Source organism: Mesorhizobium sp. B2-5-7 (genome assembly GCF_006440875.1).
Classification (GTDB): domain Bacteria; phylum Pseudomonadota; class Alphaproteobacteria; order Rhizobiales; family Rhizobiaceae; genus Mesorhizobium; species Mesorhizobium australicum.
In genome coordinates this window covers 1,308,988-1,325,703 of record NZ_VFUO01000001.1, presented here as the reverse complement: position 1 = coordinate 1,325,703, position 16,716 = coordinate 1,308,988, and the positions used below count along the sequence as shown (strand labels likewise).

Annotated in this window: 20 protein-coding genes; 10 read left to right on the top strand and 10 right to left on the bottom strand. The window is 62.7% G+C overall.

The window, feature by feature from the left end:
• Positions 1-36 precede the first annotated feature (36 nt).
• A complete protein-coding gene (sthA, locus tag FJ543_RS06690) occupies positions 37-1,425 on the top strand; it encodes a Si-specific NAD(P)(+) transhydrogenase (RefSeq protein ID WP_015318273.1) in 1,389 nt (462 codons plus the stop codon).
• Positions 1,426-1,434: 9 nt separating this feature from the next.
• Entirely contained in the window at positions 1,435-1,770 is a 336-nt protein-coding gene (locus tag FJ543_RS06685) for a TetR/AcrR family transcriptional regulator C-terminal domain-containing protein (RefSeq protein WP_140874315.1), read from the top strand.
• A gap of 27 nt (positions 1,771-1,797) precedes the next feature.
• Here FJ543_RS06685 and FJ543_RS06680 read toward each other — a convergent pair whose 3' ends face one another.
• Positions 1,798-2,457: an alpha/beta hydrolase gene (locus tag FJ543_RS06680; protein ID WP_140874313.1), complete on the bottom strand. Its 660-nt coding sequence runs from the start codon at positions 2,455-2,457 to the stop codon at positions 1,798-1,800.
• A 201-nt stretch (positions 2,458-2,658) separates the two neighbouring features.
• On the opposite strand from FJ543_RS06680, the gene FJ543_RS06675 reads away from it, so the two are divergent.
• Positions 2,659-3,855, top strand: a complete 1,197-nt coding sequence (locus FJ543_RS06675; protein ID WP_140874311.1) for an OpgC family protein — start codon at positions 2,659-2,661, stop codon at positions 3,853-3,855.
• Positions 3,856-3,873: 18 nt separating this feature from the next.
• On the opposite strand, the gene FJ543_RS06670 is transcribed toward FJ543_RS06675, so the two are convergent.
• Complete coding sequence (locus FJ543_RS06670) at positions 3,874-4,950, bottom strand: substrate-binding domain-containing protein (protein ID WP_140874309.1); 1,077 nt, start codon at positions 4,948-4,950, stop codon at positions 3,874-3,876.
• A 165-nt stretch (positions 4,951-5,115) separates the two neighbouring features.
• On the opposite strand from FJ543_RS06670, the gene FJ543_RS31420 reads away from it, so the two are divergent.
• Positions 5,116-5,259: a hypothetical protein gene (locus tag FJ543_RS31420; protein ID WP_015318269.1), complete on the top strand. Its 144-nt coding sequence runs from the start codon at positions 5,116-5,118 to the stop codon at positions 5,257-5,259.
• Between the two features lie 60 nt (positions 5,260-5,319).
• Entirely contained in the window at positions 5,320-5,469 is a 150-nt protein-coding gene (locus FJ543_RS31415; RefSeq protein WP_015318268.1) for a hypothetical protein, read from the top strand.
• Positions 5,470-5,484: 15 nt separating this feature from the next.
• Here the strand turns inward: FJ543_RS31415 and FJ543_RS06665 are convergent, their stop codons facing one another.
• Both FJ543_RS06665 and FJ543_RS06660 read right to left on the bottom strand, forming a co-directional pair.
• Entirely contained in the window at positions 5,485-5,847 is a 363-nt protein-coding gene (locus FJ543_RS06665) for a DUF423 domain-containing protein (protein WP_015318267.1), read from the bottom strand.
• Positions 5,848-5,879: 32 nt separating this feature from the next.
• Positions 5,880-7,133, bottom strand: a complete 1,254-nt coding sequence (locus FJ543_RS06660) for a multidrug efflux MFS transporter (protein WP_140617069.1) — start codon at positions 7,131-7,133, stop codon at positions 5,880-5,882.
• A 115-nt stretch (positions 7,134-7,248) separates the two neighbouring features.
• Between FJ543_RS06660 and FJ543_RS06655 the strand changes: the two genes are divergently transcribed.
• Both FJ543_RS06655 and FJ543_RS06650 read left to right on the top strand, forming a co-directional pair.
• Positions 7,249-7,914 carry a GntR family transcriptional regulator gene (locus tag FJ543_RS06655; protein ID WP_015318265.1) on the top strand — a complete coding sequence of 222 codons (666 nt, stop codon included), beginning with the start codon at positions 7,249-7,251 and terminating at the stop codon, positions 7,912-7,914.
• 103 nt (positions 7,915-8,017) lie between these two features.
• Positions 8,018-8,278 (top strand): DUF982 domain-containing protein, encoded by a 261-nt coding sequence (locus FJ543_RS06650; protein ID WP_015318264.1) that lies wholly within the window; start codon positions 8,018-8,020, stop codon positions 8,276-8,278.
• 67 nt (positions 8,279-8,345) lie between these two features.
• Here the strand turns inward: FJ543_RS06650 and FJ543_RS06645 are convergent, their stop codons facing one another.
• Positions 8,346-8,492 carry a hypothetical protein gene (locus FJ543_RS06645; protein ID WP_015318263.1) on the bottom strand — a complete coding sequence of 49 codons (147 nt, stop codon included), beginning with the start codon at positions 8,490-8,492 and terminating at the stop codon, positions 8,346-8,348.
• A gap of 197 nt (positions 8,493-8,689) precedes the next feature.
• On the opposite strand from FJ543_RS06645, the gene FJ543_RS06640 reads away from it, so the two are divergent.
• Positions 8,690-9,661, top strand: coding sequence for a glycosyl transferase family 90 (locus tag FJ543_RS06640; RefSeq protein ID WP_015318262.1), 972 nt, complete (start codon positions 8,690-8,692; stop codon positions 9,659-9,661).
• 137 nt (positions 9,662-9,798) lie between these two features.
• Entirely contained in the window at positions 9,799-10,770 is a 972-nt protein-coding gene (locus tag FJ543_RS06635) for a glycosyl transferase family 90 (protein ID WP_140823672.1), read from the top strand.
• Positions 10,771-10,793: 23 nt separating this feature from the next.
• Here FJ543_RS06635 and FJ543_RS06630 read toward each other — a convergent pair whose 3' ends face one another.
• Positions 10,794-11,837 carry an aldo/keto reductase gene (locus FJ543_RS06630; RefSeq protein WP_140661935.1) on the bottom strand — a complete coding sequence of 348 codons (1,044 nt, stop codon included), beginning with the start codon at positions 11,835-11,837 and terminating at the stop codon, positions 10,794-10,796.
• A 271-nt stretch (positions 11,838-12,108) separates the two neighbouring features.
• Between FJ543_RS06630 and ppk2 the strand changes: the two genes are divergently transcribed.
• Positions 12,109-13,029, top strand: a complete 921-nt coding sequence (gene ppk2 / locus FJ543_RS06625; RefSeq protein ID WP_015318259.1) for a polyphosphate kinase 2 — start codon at positions 12,109-12,111, stop codon at positions 13,027-13,029.
• A 69-nt stretch (positions 13,030-13,098) separates the two neighbouring features.
• On the opposite strand, the gene FJ543_RS06620 is transcribed toward ppk2, so the two are convergent.
• From FJ543_RS06620 to FJ543_RS06605, 4 genes are all read right to left on the bottom strand, one after another.
• Positions 13,099-13,743 (bottom strand): dihydrofolate reductase family protein, encoded by a 645-nt coding sequence (locus tag FJ543_RS06620; protein WP_140874307.1) that lies wholly within the window; start codon positions 13,741-13,743, stop codon positions 13,099-13,101.
• Between the two features lie 132 nt (positions 13,744-13,875).
• Positions 13,876-14,418 (bottom strand): glyoxalase superfamily protein, encoded by a 543-nt coding sequence (locus tag FJ543_RS06615; RefSeq protein ID WP_140874305.1) that lies wholly within the window; start codon positions 14,416-14,418, stop codon positions 13,876-13,878.
• 261 nt (positions 14,419-14,679) lie between these two features.
• Complete coding sequence (gene hemB, locus FJ543_RS06610) at positions 14,680-15,711, bottom strand: porphobilinogen synthase (RefSeq protein ID WP_140874303.1); 1,032 nt, start codon at positions 15,709-15,711, stop codon at positions 14,680-14,682.
• A gap of 113 nt (positions 15,712-15,824) precedes the next feature.
• The gene (locus FJ543_RS06605; protein ID WP_140874301.1) at positions 15,825-16,646 is read right to left on the bottom strand and encodes a DUF2066 domain-containing protein; all 822 of its coding nucleotides are present in this window, start codon (positions 16,644-16,646) and stop codon (positions 15,825-15,827) included.
• Positions 16,647-16,716 lie beyond the last annotated feature (70 nt).

Sequence of the window (16,716 nt, the reverse complement as noted above, 5' to 3'; positions counted from 1 at the left end):
CTGCGGCGCAACAAGACGCCGAGGGGACGGGGCAATATGGACTACGACATGCTGGTCATCGGCAGCGGCCCTTCCGGCCGCCGCGCTGCCGTGCAATCGGCCAAACTCGGCAAATCGGTGCTGGTGGTCGACCGGGGCCGGCGCCTTGGCGGCGTCTCGGTGCACACCGGCACCATTCCTTCCAAAACGCTGCGCGAAACGGTGCTCAATCTCTCGGGCTGGCGCGAGCGCGGCTTCTATGGACGCGGCTATCGGGTCAAGCAGGATATCTCGGTCGGCGACCTGATCGAGCGCCTGCACAAGACGCTCGACCATGAGGTCGAGGTGCTGCAGCACCAGTTCATGCGCAACACGGTCAAAAGCGCGCGCGCGGCGGTGAAATTTCTGGGCTCCAACAAGGTCAGCCTGACATCGGACAATGGCGACTACAGCGAAGTCGGTTTCGCCAACGCACTGATCGCCGTGGGCACCAGGCCGCATCGGCCGGCCGACGTGCCCTTCGACAAGACCCGTGTCTTCGACAGCGACGAAATGCTTGAACTCGACCGCCTGCCACGCACGCTGACGGTGATCGGCGCCGGCGTCATCGGCGTCGAATACGCCACGATCTTTTCCGCGCTCGACGTACCGGTGACCCTGGTCGAGCCGCGCAACTCCATCCTCGATTTCGTCGACCGGGAGATCGTCGACGATTTCATCCACCAGATGCGCGACCGCGGCATGACGATAAGACTGGGCAGCGCGGTCAAGGAAATCCGCTCCAAGCCGGATGCCGCCGAAGTGGAACTGGCCGATGGCCGCACCATTCGCTCCGAGGTCGTGCTCTACGCCGCCGGCCGCACCGGCAATGTCGGCAGCCTCGGCCTCGACGTGGTCGGCATCGAAGCCGACTCCAGGGGCCGCATCAAGGTCGATCCCCAGACTTTCCAGACCAGCGTGCCGAACATCTACGCGGCCGGCGACGTCATCGGCTTTCCAAGCCTCGCCTCGACCTCCATGGAGCAGGGCAGGGTGGCCGCCTGCCATGCCTTTGGCGTGACCCTGCCCGCGCCGCCGGAGACCTTTCCCTACGGCATCTACGCGGTGCCGGAGATATCGACGGTCGGCCAGTCCGAGGAGCAGGTACGCCAAAGCGGCGGCGCCTATGAGGTTGGCGTCGCGCGCTTCCGTGAGACGTCGCGCGGCCACATCATGGGCGTCGACACAGGCTTCCTGAAGCTGTTGTTCTCGATCGAGACGCGGCGCCTGCTCGGCGCGCACATTGTCGGCGAGGGCGCCACCGAACTCATTCATATCGGCCAGGCGGTGATCAATCTCGGCGGCACGGTCGACTTCTTCGTCAACAACACCTTCAACTATCCAACCCTGGCCGAGGCCTACAAGATCGCCGGCCTCGACGCCTGGAACAGGATGGGACGGGGGTAGCCCCATTTGATGCAAGTTCGGCGGGGAGCCGTACACTCCCCTTCATTCTGTTGCCATTTCGAGCGGCTGCTGGAATTCCTGGTGGGCGAGGGCATGGCGGCGATTCCAGCCATGGAATTGCTGATGACGGTCGGCCGCTACACGGTCGGCTGTGTCATGGAGGAGCAAGCCGAATATCTGTCAGGTCCGGGGCGTGGCGAAGCGCTGGATGCGGCGGCGCATGATCATCCGCTTTTGCATGAAGCCTTGGTGCACTACCGTGCCGGCGGACACGAGGCGCTGTTTGAAAGCGGGCTTGGCCTGCTGATCGCCGGGGCAGAAGTTCGAATGGTGGCCGAACGCTGATTGGGCAGCGAGCGGTCGCAAAGGCGGTCAGCCTCCCTGTGCCGCTCCGGCCAGCCATCGCTCGACGATCGCGGCGTCCGGGTCGCCGATTTCGTGGCCTGATGAAACGATCCGGGCGTCGATCTCGCTACCGTGCCGGCTGAGCAGCGTCACCAGCGCCAACGCGAAAGGCCCGTAGGTCTCGTCCGCCGCCCCGGCAATGATCAGCGTCCGTGTGCCCATGAGGTCCGTTGAAGGCACCTTGTCGAGCACCGGCATTGGCCTCAGCAGCGCCGCGCTCCGGACAATGCCGGGATGGAGCAGCATCAGGCTCGAAACCAGATTGGCGCCGTTCGAATAGCCAATGAATGTCGCGTGGGCGAGATCGAGCCCATGGCGCGCGGCGACTTCGCTTGCGAATGCCGCGAAGGCGGCGGTTTCGACACGGATGCTTTGCTGGCCGAAGCGCGTCGGCGTGATTCGCTCGAACCAGCGAAAACCGTCCTCCTGCGGGATGCGGCCCCGTACCGCGATCAGGGGGGCGTCGGGCGCGATGCGCCTCGCCAGCGGCACCATGCTTGTCTCGTCGACACCCGATCCATGCAGCAGGAACAGGCACGCGCGGCCGCTTTTGCCGGCACCGAGGAGGCGATAGGGAAAGGCTAGATCCAGCATCGGAGGGCCATTTTCGACACTGGCGCCAGTCATACCGCATCCCGTTGATTATATGAGGTTTCGCTCAATTTGCCGGCTTCAAAACGCAATATTTTCATGCTCCGCGAAAGTTGATTGAACCAGGCTCATTCCGGCCCGTTTCTGCGCCGATACACTCCCTGTGGGAGGAATCGAAGCGGTGCGTCGGGGGTCGCATTGCTGGACATGAACAACCAGCTTTGAGGCCTTTTGTCGATGACTACCCCTGTTTCGCCAGATCGCGATTTGCGTATCTTGGAACGCGACACGCGTATCGATGTATTGCGCGCGCTGGCACTGCTCACCATCTTCGTCGACCATGTGCCGGGCACGGCTTTCGAGACCCTGACCTACAAGAATTTCGGGTTTTCGGACGCGGCCGAGGCGTTCGTGCTGATATCAGGCATTTCGGTCGCACTCGCCTACGGCACAAAGTTCCGGCCGGGTGGCCGGCTTCTGGCGACCTTGAAAATGTGGCGGCGGGCCGGCGTGCTCTACGTCGCCCACATCGTCACGACGATGGTGGTGATGGCCCTGTTCTGCGCCGTGGCGGTGTTTGCCAAGCGGCCGGAACTGCTGACGCTCATCAACATCGAGCCCTTGATGAAAAACACGCCGCAAGTGCTGGTCGGCATCGTCACGCTCGGCCATCAGCTCGGCTATAACAATATCCTGCCGGTCTATGCGGCGCTGCTTTTGATGGCGCCGGCGTTCGTCCTGTTCGTCAGCTCCAGGCCCGCCGCGGCGCTTGTCGTGTCCGGCACGCTATGGCTGGTTGCCGGAATTTGGGAGATCGCTCCGCCCAATTACCCCGAGCCCGGTTTCTGGTTCCTCAACCCGTTGTCCTGGCAGTTCCTGTTCAACATCGGCCTTGCCGCCATGCTGCATGTCAGGCGCGGCGGTGTCATTCCGGTCAACCGCTGGCTTGTCGGCGCGGCCGCGACCTATGTGCTGGCGGCTCTGGTGTGGGTGCATAGCCCGCTCTGGGGACAGATAACGTGGTTCAACCTGCCGGTGGTGATCGGCGGCTTCGACAAGACCTTCCTGTCGTTGCCGCGGCTGTTGCACATCCTGGCGGTCAGCTACCTCGTCGTCGCCCTGCCGACGGTGTCAAACCTGTTCCGCACCAGCCCCGACCATCCGCTGGCCATACTGGGCAAAAGATCGCTGCCGGTCTTCATCGCCGGCACGGTGATCGCCATGGTCGCGCAGGTGATGAAGCTGATCAATCCGGGCGGGCTCGTCTATGACAGCCTGCTGATATCGGCCGGCATCGCCATGCAGTTCGCGCTCGCCTTCTATCTCGAATGGCTGTCGACCATCGGCGGTTCGGGCAAGGCCCGCACGGCCCAAACGGTTCCCGCGCCGGTTCGTGCGCCTTTGGGGACTGCCATGGCAAGAGCCAATCGGTAGGCGGTTCGGCCGTGCGGTTCAGCCGCGTGGCGAAGCCGTCGAGGCTCGCACGATCAGTTCGACCGGCAGTTGATGCCGGCTGACCGGCCCGTCGCTCTCCAGGATCGCCCTGACGGCAAGGCGGCCCATCTCGGCAATCGGCTGGGCGATCGTGGTCAATGGCGGCTCGCACACCGCTGCTTCCGGAACACCGTCGAAGCCGACGATGGAAACGTCGTCAGGCACGCTCAGCCCGCGTGCGCTCAGCCATTCGAGCGCCACCAGGGCTATTCTGTCCGACATGGCCAGGATGGCGGTGGGCGGCGTGTCGGAGGCGAAGATGGTCTCGAGCCCCGCCTTTGTGCTCGCCACGTCGTTGGCGGTCTCGTAGACAGGCACTTTGGACACGTCGACGCCAACCCGCGAAAGCTCCCGGAGATAGCCGGTGAGGCGGTCGCGCGTCCCGGCATACGTTGCCGCCCGAACCTGTTCGGCCGAAACAAGGCCCGTCCTGTTGTCGGCGAAGGGCAGGGCCATCACGGCGAAGCGGCGATGGCCGAGATCCGTGAGATGGCGGGCCGCCATGCCGGCGCCGGCAATGTTGTCGACCCCGATCGCGGCGACCGAGCCGTCCTCGGAGTCGAGGTCGAGCGCGACGAAGGGCAGCTTGCGCTCACGTGCCAACTCCACCAGGCGCGAGCCACCTTCGATGCAAAAGACGATGAAGCCGTCGACCAGAGCGCTCTGGATGTTCCAGGCAAGCTGCTCGTTGTTGGCGGCCGAGACCAGGGAAATGCCGGCTCCGGTCGCATCGCAAGCTTGCGAGATGCCCGCCATCATGACGCGCGCAAACGGATCGTCGAAGAAATAGGAGAGGGGCTCGGCGGTGGCCACGCCGATGGCGTTGACCTTGCCGGCCCGCAGCAGCCTGCCCTTTGGATCGGGGCCGCCATAACCCATTGCCTCGGCCGCGGCGCGAACCCGTTCGCGGACCTCCTCGCGCACGATCTCGGGGCGGCTGAATACGTTGGACGCGGTGCCGTGCGAAACACCGGCGGCCTTGGCGATGTCGGCCAGCCGTACGGGTCGTCGATTGCCTGCGGTGAGTGACGCCATTTGTGCGTGCCTCCTGACATCCATGTAGCACGTTCTTCCGCCGCATCTAGTATTTTCGTTGGATCGATTCAAATTTTGCTTGACCTACGCCGGTTTCGATCCTAGATTTTGAATCGATCCAAGTGGCAGCTTGTTCTGCTGAATGGCCAAAAAGGGAGGAGCGCCATGCATCCCGTCAACTACCTGTTCGCCGACATCTACCGCAACGACTGGAATATCGGGTCAGCCACCAACAAGGCTAGGCATCGTGGTGAGACGGGCCCATGGGTTCGCGATCTTCGCTTCTTGGTGGCGCGCAAGCGGAGCTGATCAAACCGGCTTTTTTCGCGCCCGACGATTGGATCGATTCAAAGACAAGGAGGATGAGTCATGCATCCCATCAAGCATCTGTTCGAAGATATCTACCGCAACTACTGGGGCATCGCACCGGCCACCGAGCGACCGGAAGCGCGACGACGGGTGAAACCTGCTGTTGGCGGCCGTGCCCTTTGGGTCCGCCCGGAACGCCGCCGGGATTGACCTCAAGCAATCATTTCAGGGTCGTGGACGTGCCACGGCCGAGATCGCTATCGCCAGCCAGCCTGCAATGAGCAGGGTGCCGCCGATCGGCGCCGACATCGGAAACAGCCTTGAGCCCCAGAAATCGCGGGCGAGAAGATCGCCCGCGAAGAGGAGCAGCCCGGCGAGCAGAACGAGGCTGGCGATGCGCAGCCAGCGGTTCGCGCCGATAAGGCCGATGGCGAGGAAGACCGGCGCATGCATCAGCAGGAACGACGCGGCGGTGCCGGTAAAGGCGCCGCCGCGGTGGGCGGCGGCCGCCGAAAGCGCCACCCCCGCCGCGCCGACGAGGCCGCCGGCAAGCACGAGGAGGCGGCTGCCGTTTGGATCGGGGTTCATGGCCGGCGTGCTCCTTCTTTCTTCAGCAAGCGTCAGGGCTTGCGCGCTTCCAGCGCCATATGCCGCGTCCGCCGCGACTGGACGATCCAGTTGTAGGCCGCCCCGAGCGCCATCAGCACCGACGTGCCGAGAAACACCGCCGGCATGCCGAAATGGCCGCCCACAAAACCGCCGGCCAGTGGCCCCGCGACCTGTCCGACATACTGCGCCGAGATCGCCAGGCCAAGCACGTTGCCGCCAACGCCGTCGGGGATGTTGTGCCTGATGACACTGGTGATGCAGGGCAGGAGGCCGCCCAGCGCCAGGCCCATCAGGAAACGCAGGCCGATAAGCTGCCAGCTATTGGTGACAAAAGCCTGCGGGATAAGGAGCAGCGCCGAAACCGCCAGTGCTCCCACGACAACGTTCCAGTGCCCGATCCGGTCCGCGAGCTTGCCGAGCCAAGACGCCGAGAGGATGGTGCCCAGCGCGGCGGCCGACATCACAACGCCGGCGACGAGCGTCACCCTGCTCTGGTCCTCGATGAGCTGCTGCACATAGACGGTGATGATCGGCTCGATCGACATTGTGGCGAAGGCGAGCAGCATGCCGGTGGTCAGCATGGCCACGACCGGGCGCTTGTCCGGGATCTGCGACCAGCCGCTTTTCGGCTTTGCCGCCGACACCGGTTTGGCTGGCTTCGGGCGCGGGCTCTCCTTGATGAGGAAGGTCGTTGCCAGGAAGGCGAGGAAGATCACACCGCCTGACAAGAGGAAGGTGGCGCGAATGCCGATCACCGGCGGCAGCACGCCGCCCAACAGGGGACCGACCAGCGAGCCCGCCGTAATGCCCGCCGACAGCACGCCAAGCGCCCAGCCGGAACGCTCCTTCGGCGTCTGCATGGCCACCAGTATGGTTGAACCGGAGGAATAGCCGCCCGCGAAGCCGATCAGCAGGCGCAGCAGAACCAGTTGCCAGACCGTCTCGACCATGCCCGTCAGCGACATACAGATCGCCATGCCGAAGGAGGCGCGCACCAGCATCACCTTGCGCCCGTAGCGGTCACCCAGGCGTCCCCATAGCGGCGCTACTGTGGCCGCGGCGAAGAAGGTGGCGCCATAAGCGACGCCGGACCACTGCACGATTGCCGCGTGGCCCTGTGCGCCGAGCTGTTCGACATAGAGCGGCAGGAATGGCAACAGCAGGGTCATGGCGATGAGCGTGCTGAACGAGCCCGCGAAACAGACCGCGAGATTGCGCCGCCAGTGAATGTTGTAGCCGCTTTGCTGCGTGTCTTCCTGCGTCATGCCCTGCCTGCCCGGTATCAGCGCTTGTTGCGGATACCATTTTGGGATACCAAATTGGTCTCCGTCATGAACTTCACGCCGGCCGCTGTCAATGCGGCTTCGGAAAGGGCGCGCGATGTCGCAGATGCAGAATGTCGAACGGCAGCTTCGCGAGATGATCCTGGCGCTCGAGATCGGGCCGGGAGAGCGGCTGACCGAACGCTGGATCGAAAGCCAATTCGGCGCCTCGCGCACGCCTGTCAGGGCGGCGCTGCTGCGGCTGGAGACCGAGGGGCTGGTCGGCAGGGACGGGCGCGGCTGGACCGTTTCGCCCATCAATCTGGCCGAACTCGAGCAGGTTGCGGTCTATCGCGAGGCGGTCGAGATCGCGGCATTGCGGCTGACGTGCGGGCAAGCCGACAAGAGCGCCATCGATGTCATCGAGGCGATGCTCGATTCCTGCGACGAAAATACGCCGCGCGAGGAGTGGCATCGTGTCGGCATGGATTTTCACATCGAGCTGGCGCGGCTCTCCGGCAACGAATTCCTGTTCCGGGCGGTTCGTGACGCGATGACGCGTCTGTCGCGCGCCCGCTGGCTGGAAGTGCGTGACGAGACGGCCCTTGGCCGTGCCTGGGTCGAACATCGCGCCATTCTTGCCGCGACACGCCTCGGTCAGGCTGATGAAGCCGCGCGGCTGCTGTCGGCCCACATCGTCGGCAGCCGTGATCGGCTGGTGACGTCGCTTGCCAACGACCGACGTGGCCTTCGCGCCAGGGGATTTGCCGTCGTCGCCGCTTAATGCGGTCCATGGGCTGCGGCGCGCTGGCCGGAAAAACAGACGGGTCTGACGTGAAGCGCACTTTCGGCCTCGCTTCAAGGAAGCCGATGGCGTAAGAGCGGCGATGGAAAACAACCGGTTTGAAACACCTGTGACCGTCAAATCCGTCACGGCGGGAAGCACTCAGCTCTTGCGTTCGGCAAGGGAGGCTTCCGATTACCTCCTCAACAACTGGCCCGGCAAGCGCAGCCCCAAGCATCGTGCGGCGCTGCAGGCCTGTCACGACGCGCTCGCCGGCGACAAGCCGGCGATGAATGCCAGGCGCGCTTTCATCGCTGCGGCGCGGGAAGTGGATGTCTTCATCAGCGACAAGGCGCCAGCGTGATATTAGCTCGCGGTTTGGGCTGACAATTGGATTTGAGGCTCGGCCCGCATTAGCGGGCCGGATGCCGTTAATCCTTCGTTTCGGTCTCAGTCTCGGTTTCAGGTTTCGTACGTTCGCGCGCGGCAACCTTGGCCGCCAGCTTTTCAGCCTTCTTGGCCGCTTTCTGGCGGTCGCGCTCCTTGCGTTCCTGATCGTAGTTTGGTGCTCGCGCCATGTCGGCTCCTTTTGTGACTGCCTTGCGGCCCTGAGCCTGCCTAGGAGCATTAGCCGTCAAACACAACAGCCGAAGCGATAATGCGTGGCTGCTGGCATCGAAGAGATGCGGGCGCTTGCCAGATCGGCGCCACAATGATGTAGGACATGCGGGCGCCATGGATTGAGAACCGCCCGTTTGTTTTGATCAAGTGACCGATGGCCACAATTTCGCGGACCGCAGCAAGAGTTTTCTATTATGCGAGAAACGTCGCGCGCGATGTCGCTCCGCAAGCGTTGTTTCGTGCCCGGCTGGCTGGCCGTCTCGAAAGGGCCAGGCTTTCCGGTGAGGCGGCGCGCCGCAGGCTGAATTACTACAACAAGTTGCAGGATGGTTTCGCGCCAAGCGCCGATGCCATGCGCATCGGCAAACTGCCCTTCACGCCGACCATGTACTATTACGACCTGAAGGAGTTCGCCCGCTACTTCGATCCCGGCCTGCTCATCGACCTGGAATTCGGCGACGTCAGGAATGTCCCCAAGGTGCCTTCGATCGTCAAGGACCGGCCAATCTGTGCTGACGACAAGAACGCGATCATCATGAAACTCGACAAGTTTCGTCATTTCCAGATGCCGGCTGACGCGATGTCGTTCGCCGACAAGCTGCCGTCCGTTGTCTGGCGCGGTGATCTCAACAATCCGATCAGGACAAGATTTCTGAACGCTGTGCGCGACCTGCCGTTCTGCGATGCCGGTTCGCACAAGCCGAACGCACCGCCCGAATACGCCAGGCCTTTTCTCAGCATCAGCCAGCACCAGCGCTATCGCTACATCGTCTCGCTCGAGGGCAACGACGTGGCGACCAATCTCAAATGGATCATGAATTCGAAGTCGCTCTGCATGATGCCGCCGCCGACCTATGAGACCTGGTTTGCGGAGCGGCAGCTCGAAGCCAACGTCCACTATGTGCCGCTCGCGGCGGATTTCTCGAACCTTGAGGACCACGTCGCCTATTTCGAGCGGAATCCGGCGGAGGCGGAGCGCATCATCGCGGCTGCGAACGCCTATTGCCGGACATTCGACGACGAACAGACCGAGCAGACGATCTCCCTGCTGGTGCTCTACAAATACTTCGTGCTCTCGGGCCAGATCAAACCGGATGCCGAGGTGTGGCGCTACATAACGGGCTAGTTGCGGCGCTCGGTCGAGGCCGCCAGCCGCATTCGGGCGCTATCGGAATGCGTGGCTGGATGGTAGGGCAATCATGCTGCGGGAACCATCCCGACCTTCACTTGTTCAACCGCGTTTATCTTTGATCAAAAGAGTCCATGGCCACCCTCCAACGAACGACGGCAAAGGTCTTCTACTATGCGCGGAACGTCATGCGCGATATCGCGCCCCAGGCGATCTTCCGGCGGCGATTGGCCAGCCGCCTGCAGCAGGCCAGGCTCTCGGACGAGGCCGTGCGCCGGCGACTGAATCACTACAACAAGCTGCAGGACGCTTTTACACCAGGCCCGGATGCTGTGCGCATCGACAAGATACCGTTTGAACCGAGCATGTACTATTACGACCTGAAGGAATTTGCCCGCTATTTCGATCCATCATTGCTCATCGACCTGAAGTTCGGTGATGTCATCGGCGTGCCCAAGCTGCCGACCCTCGTCAAGGACCGGCCGATCCGCGCCGACAACGGCAATGCCGTCGTCATGAAGTTCAACAAATTCCGCCACTTCCACATGCCCCTCGATACCGTCGCCTTCGCCGACAAGCGCCCTGCCGTGGTCTGGCGCGGCGACCTCAACAACCCGATCAGGACACGGTTCCTGGATGTCGCGCGCGACTTGCCGTTCTGCGATGCCGGTTCGCACAAGCGCAGCGCACCGGCTAAGTACAGCAAGCCTTTCCTCAGCATCAGCCAGCACCTGCGCTATCGCTACATCGTCTCGCTGGAGGGCAATGACGTGGCGACCAACCTCAAATGGATCATGAATTCCAACTCGCTCTGTCTGATGCCGCCGCCGACCTACGAAACATGGTTTGGCGAGAGCCAGCTCGAGGCCGGTGTCCACTATGCGCCGCTCGACCCGGATTTTGCCGATCTCGGCGAAAAAGTGCGCTATTTCGAAGCGCACCCGGCCGCGGCGGAGCGCATCATCGCCGCAGCCAATGCCTATTGCCGCAAATTCTCCAATGAACGGGACGAGCATGCGATCTCCTTGCTGGTCCTCTACAAATATTTCGTGCTCGGCGGCCAGATCGAACCCGATCCTGAACTCTGGCGGTTTATCGGCGGCTAGCTCTGCTCTCGGCCTGACGCCGATCAGATATCGCTGCGGTCGAGAACCAGGTCGGCGGGGCCGAAGCGATCCTTCGCTGTCAGTTGCTGGTGCCAGTAGGGGTAGAGCAGAGCCGGCCGGCTGACCGCGTCGAGGCGCTGGCGTTCTTCGGTGCCGAGCTTCAGGGCCGCCGCCGCAAGGTTGTCCTTGAGCTGAACGTCGTTGCGGGCACCGATCACCAGCGAGGAGACGGCAGGGCGTCCGAGCAGCCAGGCGAGCGCCACCTGCGCCGCCGAGACGCCACGATCCTTGCCGATCTCGACCAGCACATCGACAATCCGCCACAGCCGGTCCTCGTCGCGGATCGGCGGCTCGGACCAGCCGGCAAGCTGGCGAGCGGTCGGGCTGTCGCGGCGGTATTTGCCCGACAGCAGGCCGCCGGCGAGCGGGCTCCAGACCAAAACGCCCAGCCCCTGGTCGACCGAGATCGGCAAGAGCTCGTACTCGGCCTCGCGCGCTTCCAGCGTATAGTGGATCTGCTGGGTGACGAAGCGTTGCTGGTGACGGCTGTCGCTGATGGAAAGCGCCTTCATCACCTGCCAGCCGGAATAGTTGGAGCAGCCGATGTAGCGCACCTTGCCCTGGCTGACCAAACTGTCGAGGGCGGCAACGGTCTCCTCGAGCGGAGTGAGGCCGTCCCATTGGTGGACGAAATAGATGTCGATGACATCGGTCTTCAAGCGCTTCAGGCTGCTCTCGCATTCACGGATCAGATGATGGCGCGACAGGCCCTCGTCGTTCGGGCCCTTGCCGATCCGCATCCGCGCCTTGGACGCGATCAGCACATCGTTCTTGCGCTTGCCGCCGAGAGCTTCGCCTATGATCTCTTCGGAGAGGCCGTTGGAATAGACATTGGCGGTGTCGATGAGGTTGATGCCGGCATCGATGCACATATCGATCATCCGCTTGGCTTCGGCGAGATCGCTGTTGCCGACCGCGGCGAAGGGCCCGGCGCCGCCGAATGTCATGGTGCCAAGCGTCAGTGTCGAAACCTTCAGGCCGGAACGGCCAAGGGTGCGGTATTCCATGTCAGATCCTCACGATTTTGTTGAAGAGGCGTGCCGGCAAGGCAGGCCTGGAAGGCGACCGCGCATTTGTAGGACAATTCGGCCGGCTTGTCGCCATGCGACGACGGTCGATCGATCGCACATTGCGGAATTTGCAACGCCGGCAATTGCGCCTGTGCTGCAATAAAACCGTCACTGCCGGCCTATATTGAAGTCGGCTCAGGTGTTTCCATTGGCCAGCAATTGGAGCGCCCAGTGGTAACCGACAGGGCTTGCAAGCGGAGCAGTTGATATGACCGAGCTGAAACAGAATTCCCCTGCCAAGGACTGGCTTGAAGCCGAGCTCGCCGACACGCTCGACGAGGACTATGAGCTCGAAATGTCGGAGCCGGCCCTCTCGATGGAGATCGCCAAGATCTACAAGAACTCGCATCCGCCTTCGATCGATCGCATGCAGTATTTTCGCGACCTGATCAGCCTCCAGTCCGAATTGATCAAGCTGCAATCCTGGGTCGCCTACCACAAGAAGAAACTGGTGGTGATATTCGAGGGCCGCGACTCCGCTGGCAAGGGCGGCGTCATCAAGCGCATCACACAGCGGCTCAATCCGCGTATCTGCCGCGTCGTGGCGCTTCCGGCTCCGACCGAACGCGAGAAGTCGCAATGGTATTTCCAGCGCTATGTCCCGCATTTGCCGGCAGGCGGCGAGATCGTTTTGCTCGACCGCTCCTGGTACAACCGCTCCGGCGTCGAACGGGTAATGGGTTTTGCCAGCCCCGAGCAGGTCGAGGAGTTCTTCCATGACGTGCCGGAGTTCGAGCGCATGCTGGTGCGCTCGGGCATCACCGTGGTCAAATATTGGTTCTCGATCACCGACGAGGAACAGCAAATGCGCTTTCTGATGCGGATCCACGACCCGATGAAACAGTGGAAGCTGTCGCCGATGGACCTGCAGTCGCGGGTGCGCTGGGAACACTACACCAAGGCCAAGGAGGAGACCTTCGCCCGCACCAACATTCCCGAGGCGCCCTGGTTCATCGTCGAGGGTAACGACAAGAAGCGCGCGCGGCTGAACTGCATCGACCATCTGCTCAAGCAGCTGCCGTATGAAGAGGTGCCGCACGAGGAGATCACGCTGCCGGAGCGCGTCTTCAACCCGGAATACGAGCGCCAGGTGCTGCCGCGCGAGCTTTACGTGCCGGAGAAGTATTGAGCGAGAGTTTTGTCTTTCTCCCCGTATAGTGACGGGGAGAAATGGGCTTTCGTCGAGGGTTTCTCCACCTTACGCCCGTTTGATGACGACGTGCGTGGCCAGTGCCGTCGCAACCTGTTCGCTGCACTGGTAGCCAAGATTCAGCATGTCGAGGCCCGCAAAAAGGTTCTCGCCTCTGCCAAGCAGCACCGGCGAGATCGCCAGGTGCATCTCGTCGATCAGCTTTTCCTGCAGATACTGCCGGATGGTGGAGACGCCGCCGCCGACCCGCACATCCTTGCCTGACGCGGCCGCTTTGGCCTGTTCGAGAGCCGAATGGATGCCGTCGGTTACGAAATAAAAAGTCGTGCCGCCTTCCATCACGATGGGATCGCGCTTGTAATGAGTCAGCACGAAGGTCGGGACGTGATAGGGCGGATTGTCGCCCCACCAACCCTTCCAACTGTCGTCAGGCCACTCGCCCCGGATCGGCCCGAACATGTTGCGGCCGAGGATCCAGGCGCCGACATTCTCGAAGCTGCGCGCCGCAAAGTCTTCGTCAACGCCTGTCTCGCCGCCTTCCTGGCCAAACATCTTGCGGAAGGTGCGGGTGCTGAAAGCCCATTTGTGCAGGGCCGGTCCGCCGACACCGAGCGGATTTTCAAGGCTCTGATCGGGACCGGCGCCATAGCCGTCAAGCGACAGGCTGAAAGCGTTGACGCGAAGTTTGGACATGAGGACCTCCTCCTTGAGAACCAGTTGTATTTTGCAAGTGGTTCCTTCTAGCAAACTGATTTTAAATTGCAAGCGGTTTTTCGAGTCGGAAAAAGGTGTGTCCGAATCTAGCGGCAGGCTACGGCCACCGCCTCATTGGCCGTTCAGTTCCATGAAGCGGATGTGATTGCTGAACGGGTCTATGACCTCGACCGTCAGCCGGCCGTCTTCATGCTCCAGGCCGGGCTTCATGTAGCGGTAGTCCTTGCCGGCAAGCTCTTTCTGGAAGTCGCGGATGCCCTTGATATAGACGACCATGTTGCCGCCCGGCGTCGCGTCGCCCGCATGTTCGGACAGGTGCAGGACAAGGTTGTCGCGCGAGATTTGGGTGTAGAGAGGGAAATTTTCCCCGTAGCGGTGCTCCCAGTCCACGGTGAAGCCGAGGAAGCCGAGGTAGAATTCGTGCGCCTTGGCAACGTCGAAGATGCGCACGATCGGCGCCGTCCGTTCAAACACGATCTTGCCCTGGCCGGCTGGCGGCGCTTCGATTTTTGCCGACAGGATATTCCAGCTCGCCAGTCCAAACTGGCGCGCGACGATCTCAAGGGCCTCGCTGTGGCTGATCGTCAGGTCGCGGGCGGCAAGCGCCTCCCGCATGGCTTTCGCCATCGTCTTGGCGTCGCGATAGGCAAGCATGTCCGTTTCCTCGGGTCACGGCGAAGCCTTCGTCAGTGCCCGCATTGCCGACGCCTTCGCCCGACGGGTGAAACGGGTCAGGAAGCATCATCGGGAGGCGTTCGCCATACCTCTTGGGCCGAGGTGCGGGCTGCCGGCCGCCTCCGGCCGTGCTTCCATCATAGCTGCAGCTGCCGGTTTTTGTCAGCGGGTTTTCGATAGAACCGCCGACCAGTCGAAAGAGTGGTGACTCTACTGAAGTGCCTTGCCCGGGAAGTCGGGCTACCCCTTCAGCATCACAGCCACTTCGGGCGCGAAATAGGTCAGGATGCCGTCGCAGCCGGCGCGCTTGAAGGCCAGCAACGACTCCAGCATCGCCTTCTCACCATCGATCCAGCCATTGGAATCAGCCGCCTTGATCATCGAATATTCGCCCGAGACCTGGTAGGCGAAGGTCGGCATCTGGAATTCGTCCTTCAGCCGGCGGATGATGTCGAGATAGGGCAGGCCGGGCTTGACCATCAGCATGTCTGCGCCCTCGGCGAGGTCCTGTTCGGCCTCGCGCACCGCCTCGTCCGAATTGGCGTGGTCGATGTAATAGGTCTTCTTGTCGCCCTTGAGCAGACCGGCGGTGCCGACCGCTTCGCGATAGGGGCCGTAGAAGGCCGACGCGAATTTTGTGGCGTAGGACATGATCGCCACGTCCTGGAAACCGTTGGCGTCGAGCGCGTCGCGGATGGCGCCGATGCGGCCGTCCATCATGTCGGACGGCGCGATGATGTCGGCGCCGGCCGCCGCCTGGATGACGGCCGCCGCGGCGACCTGTTCGACCGTCTCGTCATTGACGATGATGCCGTCGCGCAGGATGCCGTCATGGCCATGGCTGGTGAACGGGTCGAGTGCGGCGTCGGTGATGATGCCGATCTCGGGCACCGCGTCCTTGATGGCGCGCGTGGCGCAGTTGATGATATTTTCCGGGTCGAGGATGTGGGACCCCGTCTGGTCGCGCAGGCCGAGATCGACATTGGGAAAGGTGGCAAGAGCGGGGATGCCGAGCTTGGCCGCGCGTTCGGCCTCCTTGACGGCAAGGTCGACCGACAGCCGGAAGACGCCGGGCATGGCGGCAATCGGCTCCCGGACATTCCTGCCCTCGACGACGAAGATCGGCCAGATCAGGTCGTCCACCGAAAGCCTGTTCTCCTGCACGAGCCGGCGCGACCAGTCGGCCTTGCGCATGCGGCGCAGGCGGCGGCTGCCGGTGACATCGTCGACGCTGCGCGCGCCGGCAGCTTTTGCTGGGGTGAATTTGTTCATGGCCAAAACTCCGGATCGGCGGCTTTTACCACGAGCTTTTGGTGCTGACCAATGCGACACGTTTGTGCCAGTGCCGAAAGCCGCCACAGCACTATCCCACCACGCCTGTTGGTTCAGGGCTGCCCGTTGCCCGAAAGGATCTGTGCCGCGCCTCCGATTGCCACGCGGAACGCCTCGTCGAAGCTGACACCGCGCACCTGCCAACGATAGGTCTTGCCGTGATCGGCCAGTCGCCAATCGGCGACCCAGCCCAGTTCCTTGTCGCTCCACACGATGCTGCCGGCGAGCGCTCGGTCGCCTCCGGCTTGCTTGGCCACTCGATCCAGCCTTGCCATGTCCGTCGCGCGCAGCGCTTCTTCGCCCAAGCCGGCAAGTTGCGCGGCCTTGGGAAACGCGACATGCATCAGCATCGGCCCGCTGGCATTGACGAAGGATTCGCGCATCGTCTCGCCACGCCCTTCCTCGGCGCTCAGCATGAAATGCCGCGCGCCTTGTTCGGTCGTGAGGAAGACGGTGAGTGTCGGCCGCTCGCCAAGCCAGGGCCTGCTGCCGAGCGACGCCAGCAGCCTGTCGATCACATCAGGCTTGTAGAAGCAGGTGAGATCGTGCGGCCGGTCATGCGTCCCTTGCTCGTCATGGATCGGAATGCCCTCCATCCGGTCATGGTAGCGGAACCAGTCGACAAAGCTGCCGGCCTTGTCGCGCAGCGCGTCCATTTCGCGTCTGGCAAGCAGCCGCTGATCGCCCGAAACACGGACGAGCACCTTGTCGAGGCAGGTCCTGAAGCCGAGCTGACGATTTTCTTCACCCTGGCCGGTGACAATGGTCTGCGAGTGGTAAAGGTCGCCAAGGTCGGCTGCCCCCGCGGGGACATTGGTTGCCCACAAAAACGGCAGGCAACTCAGAACAAAGGCAAAGCGCAAAAATTGCGGCATGGCTAACTATCCTGCTCTCGGCCTGTCGTACCGGCCACCAATGTCTAGCATCGGCGACCGCTAGCCGCCA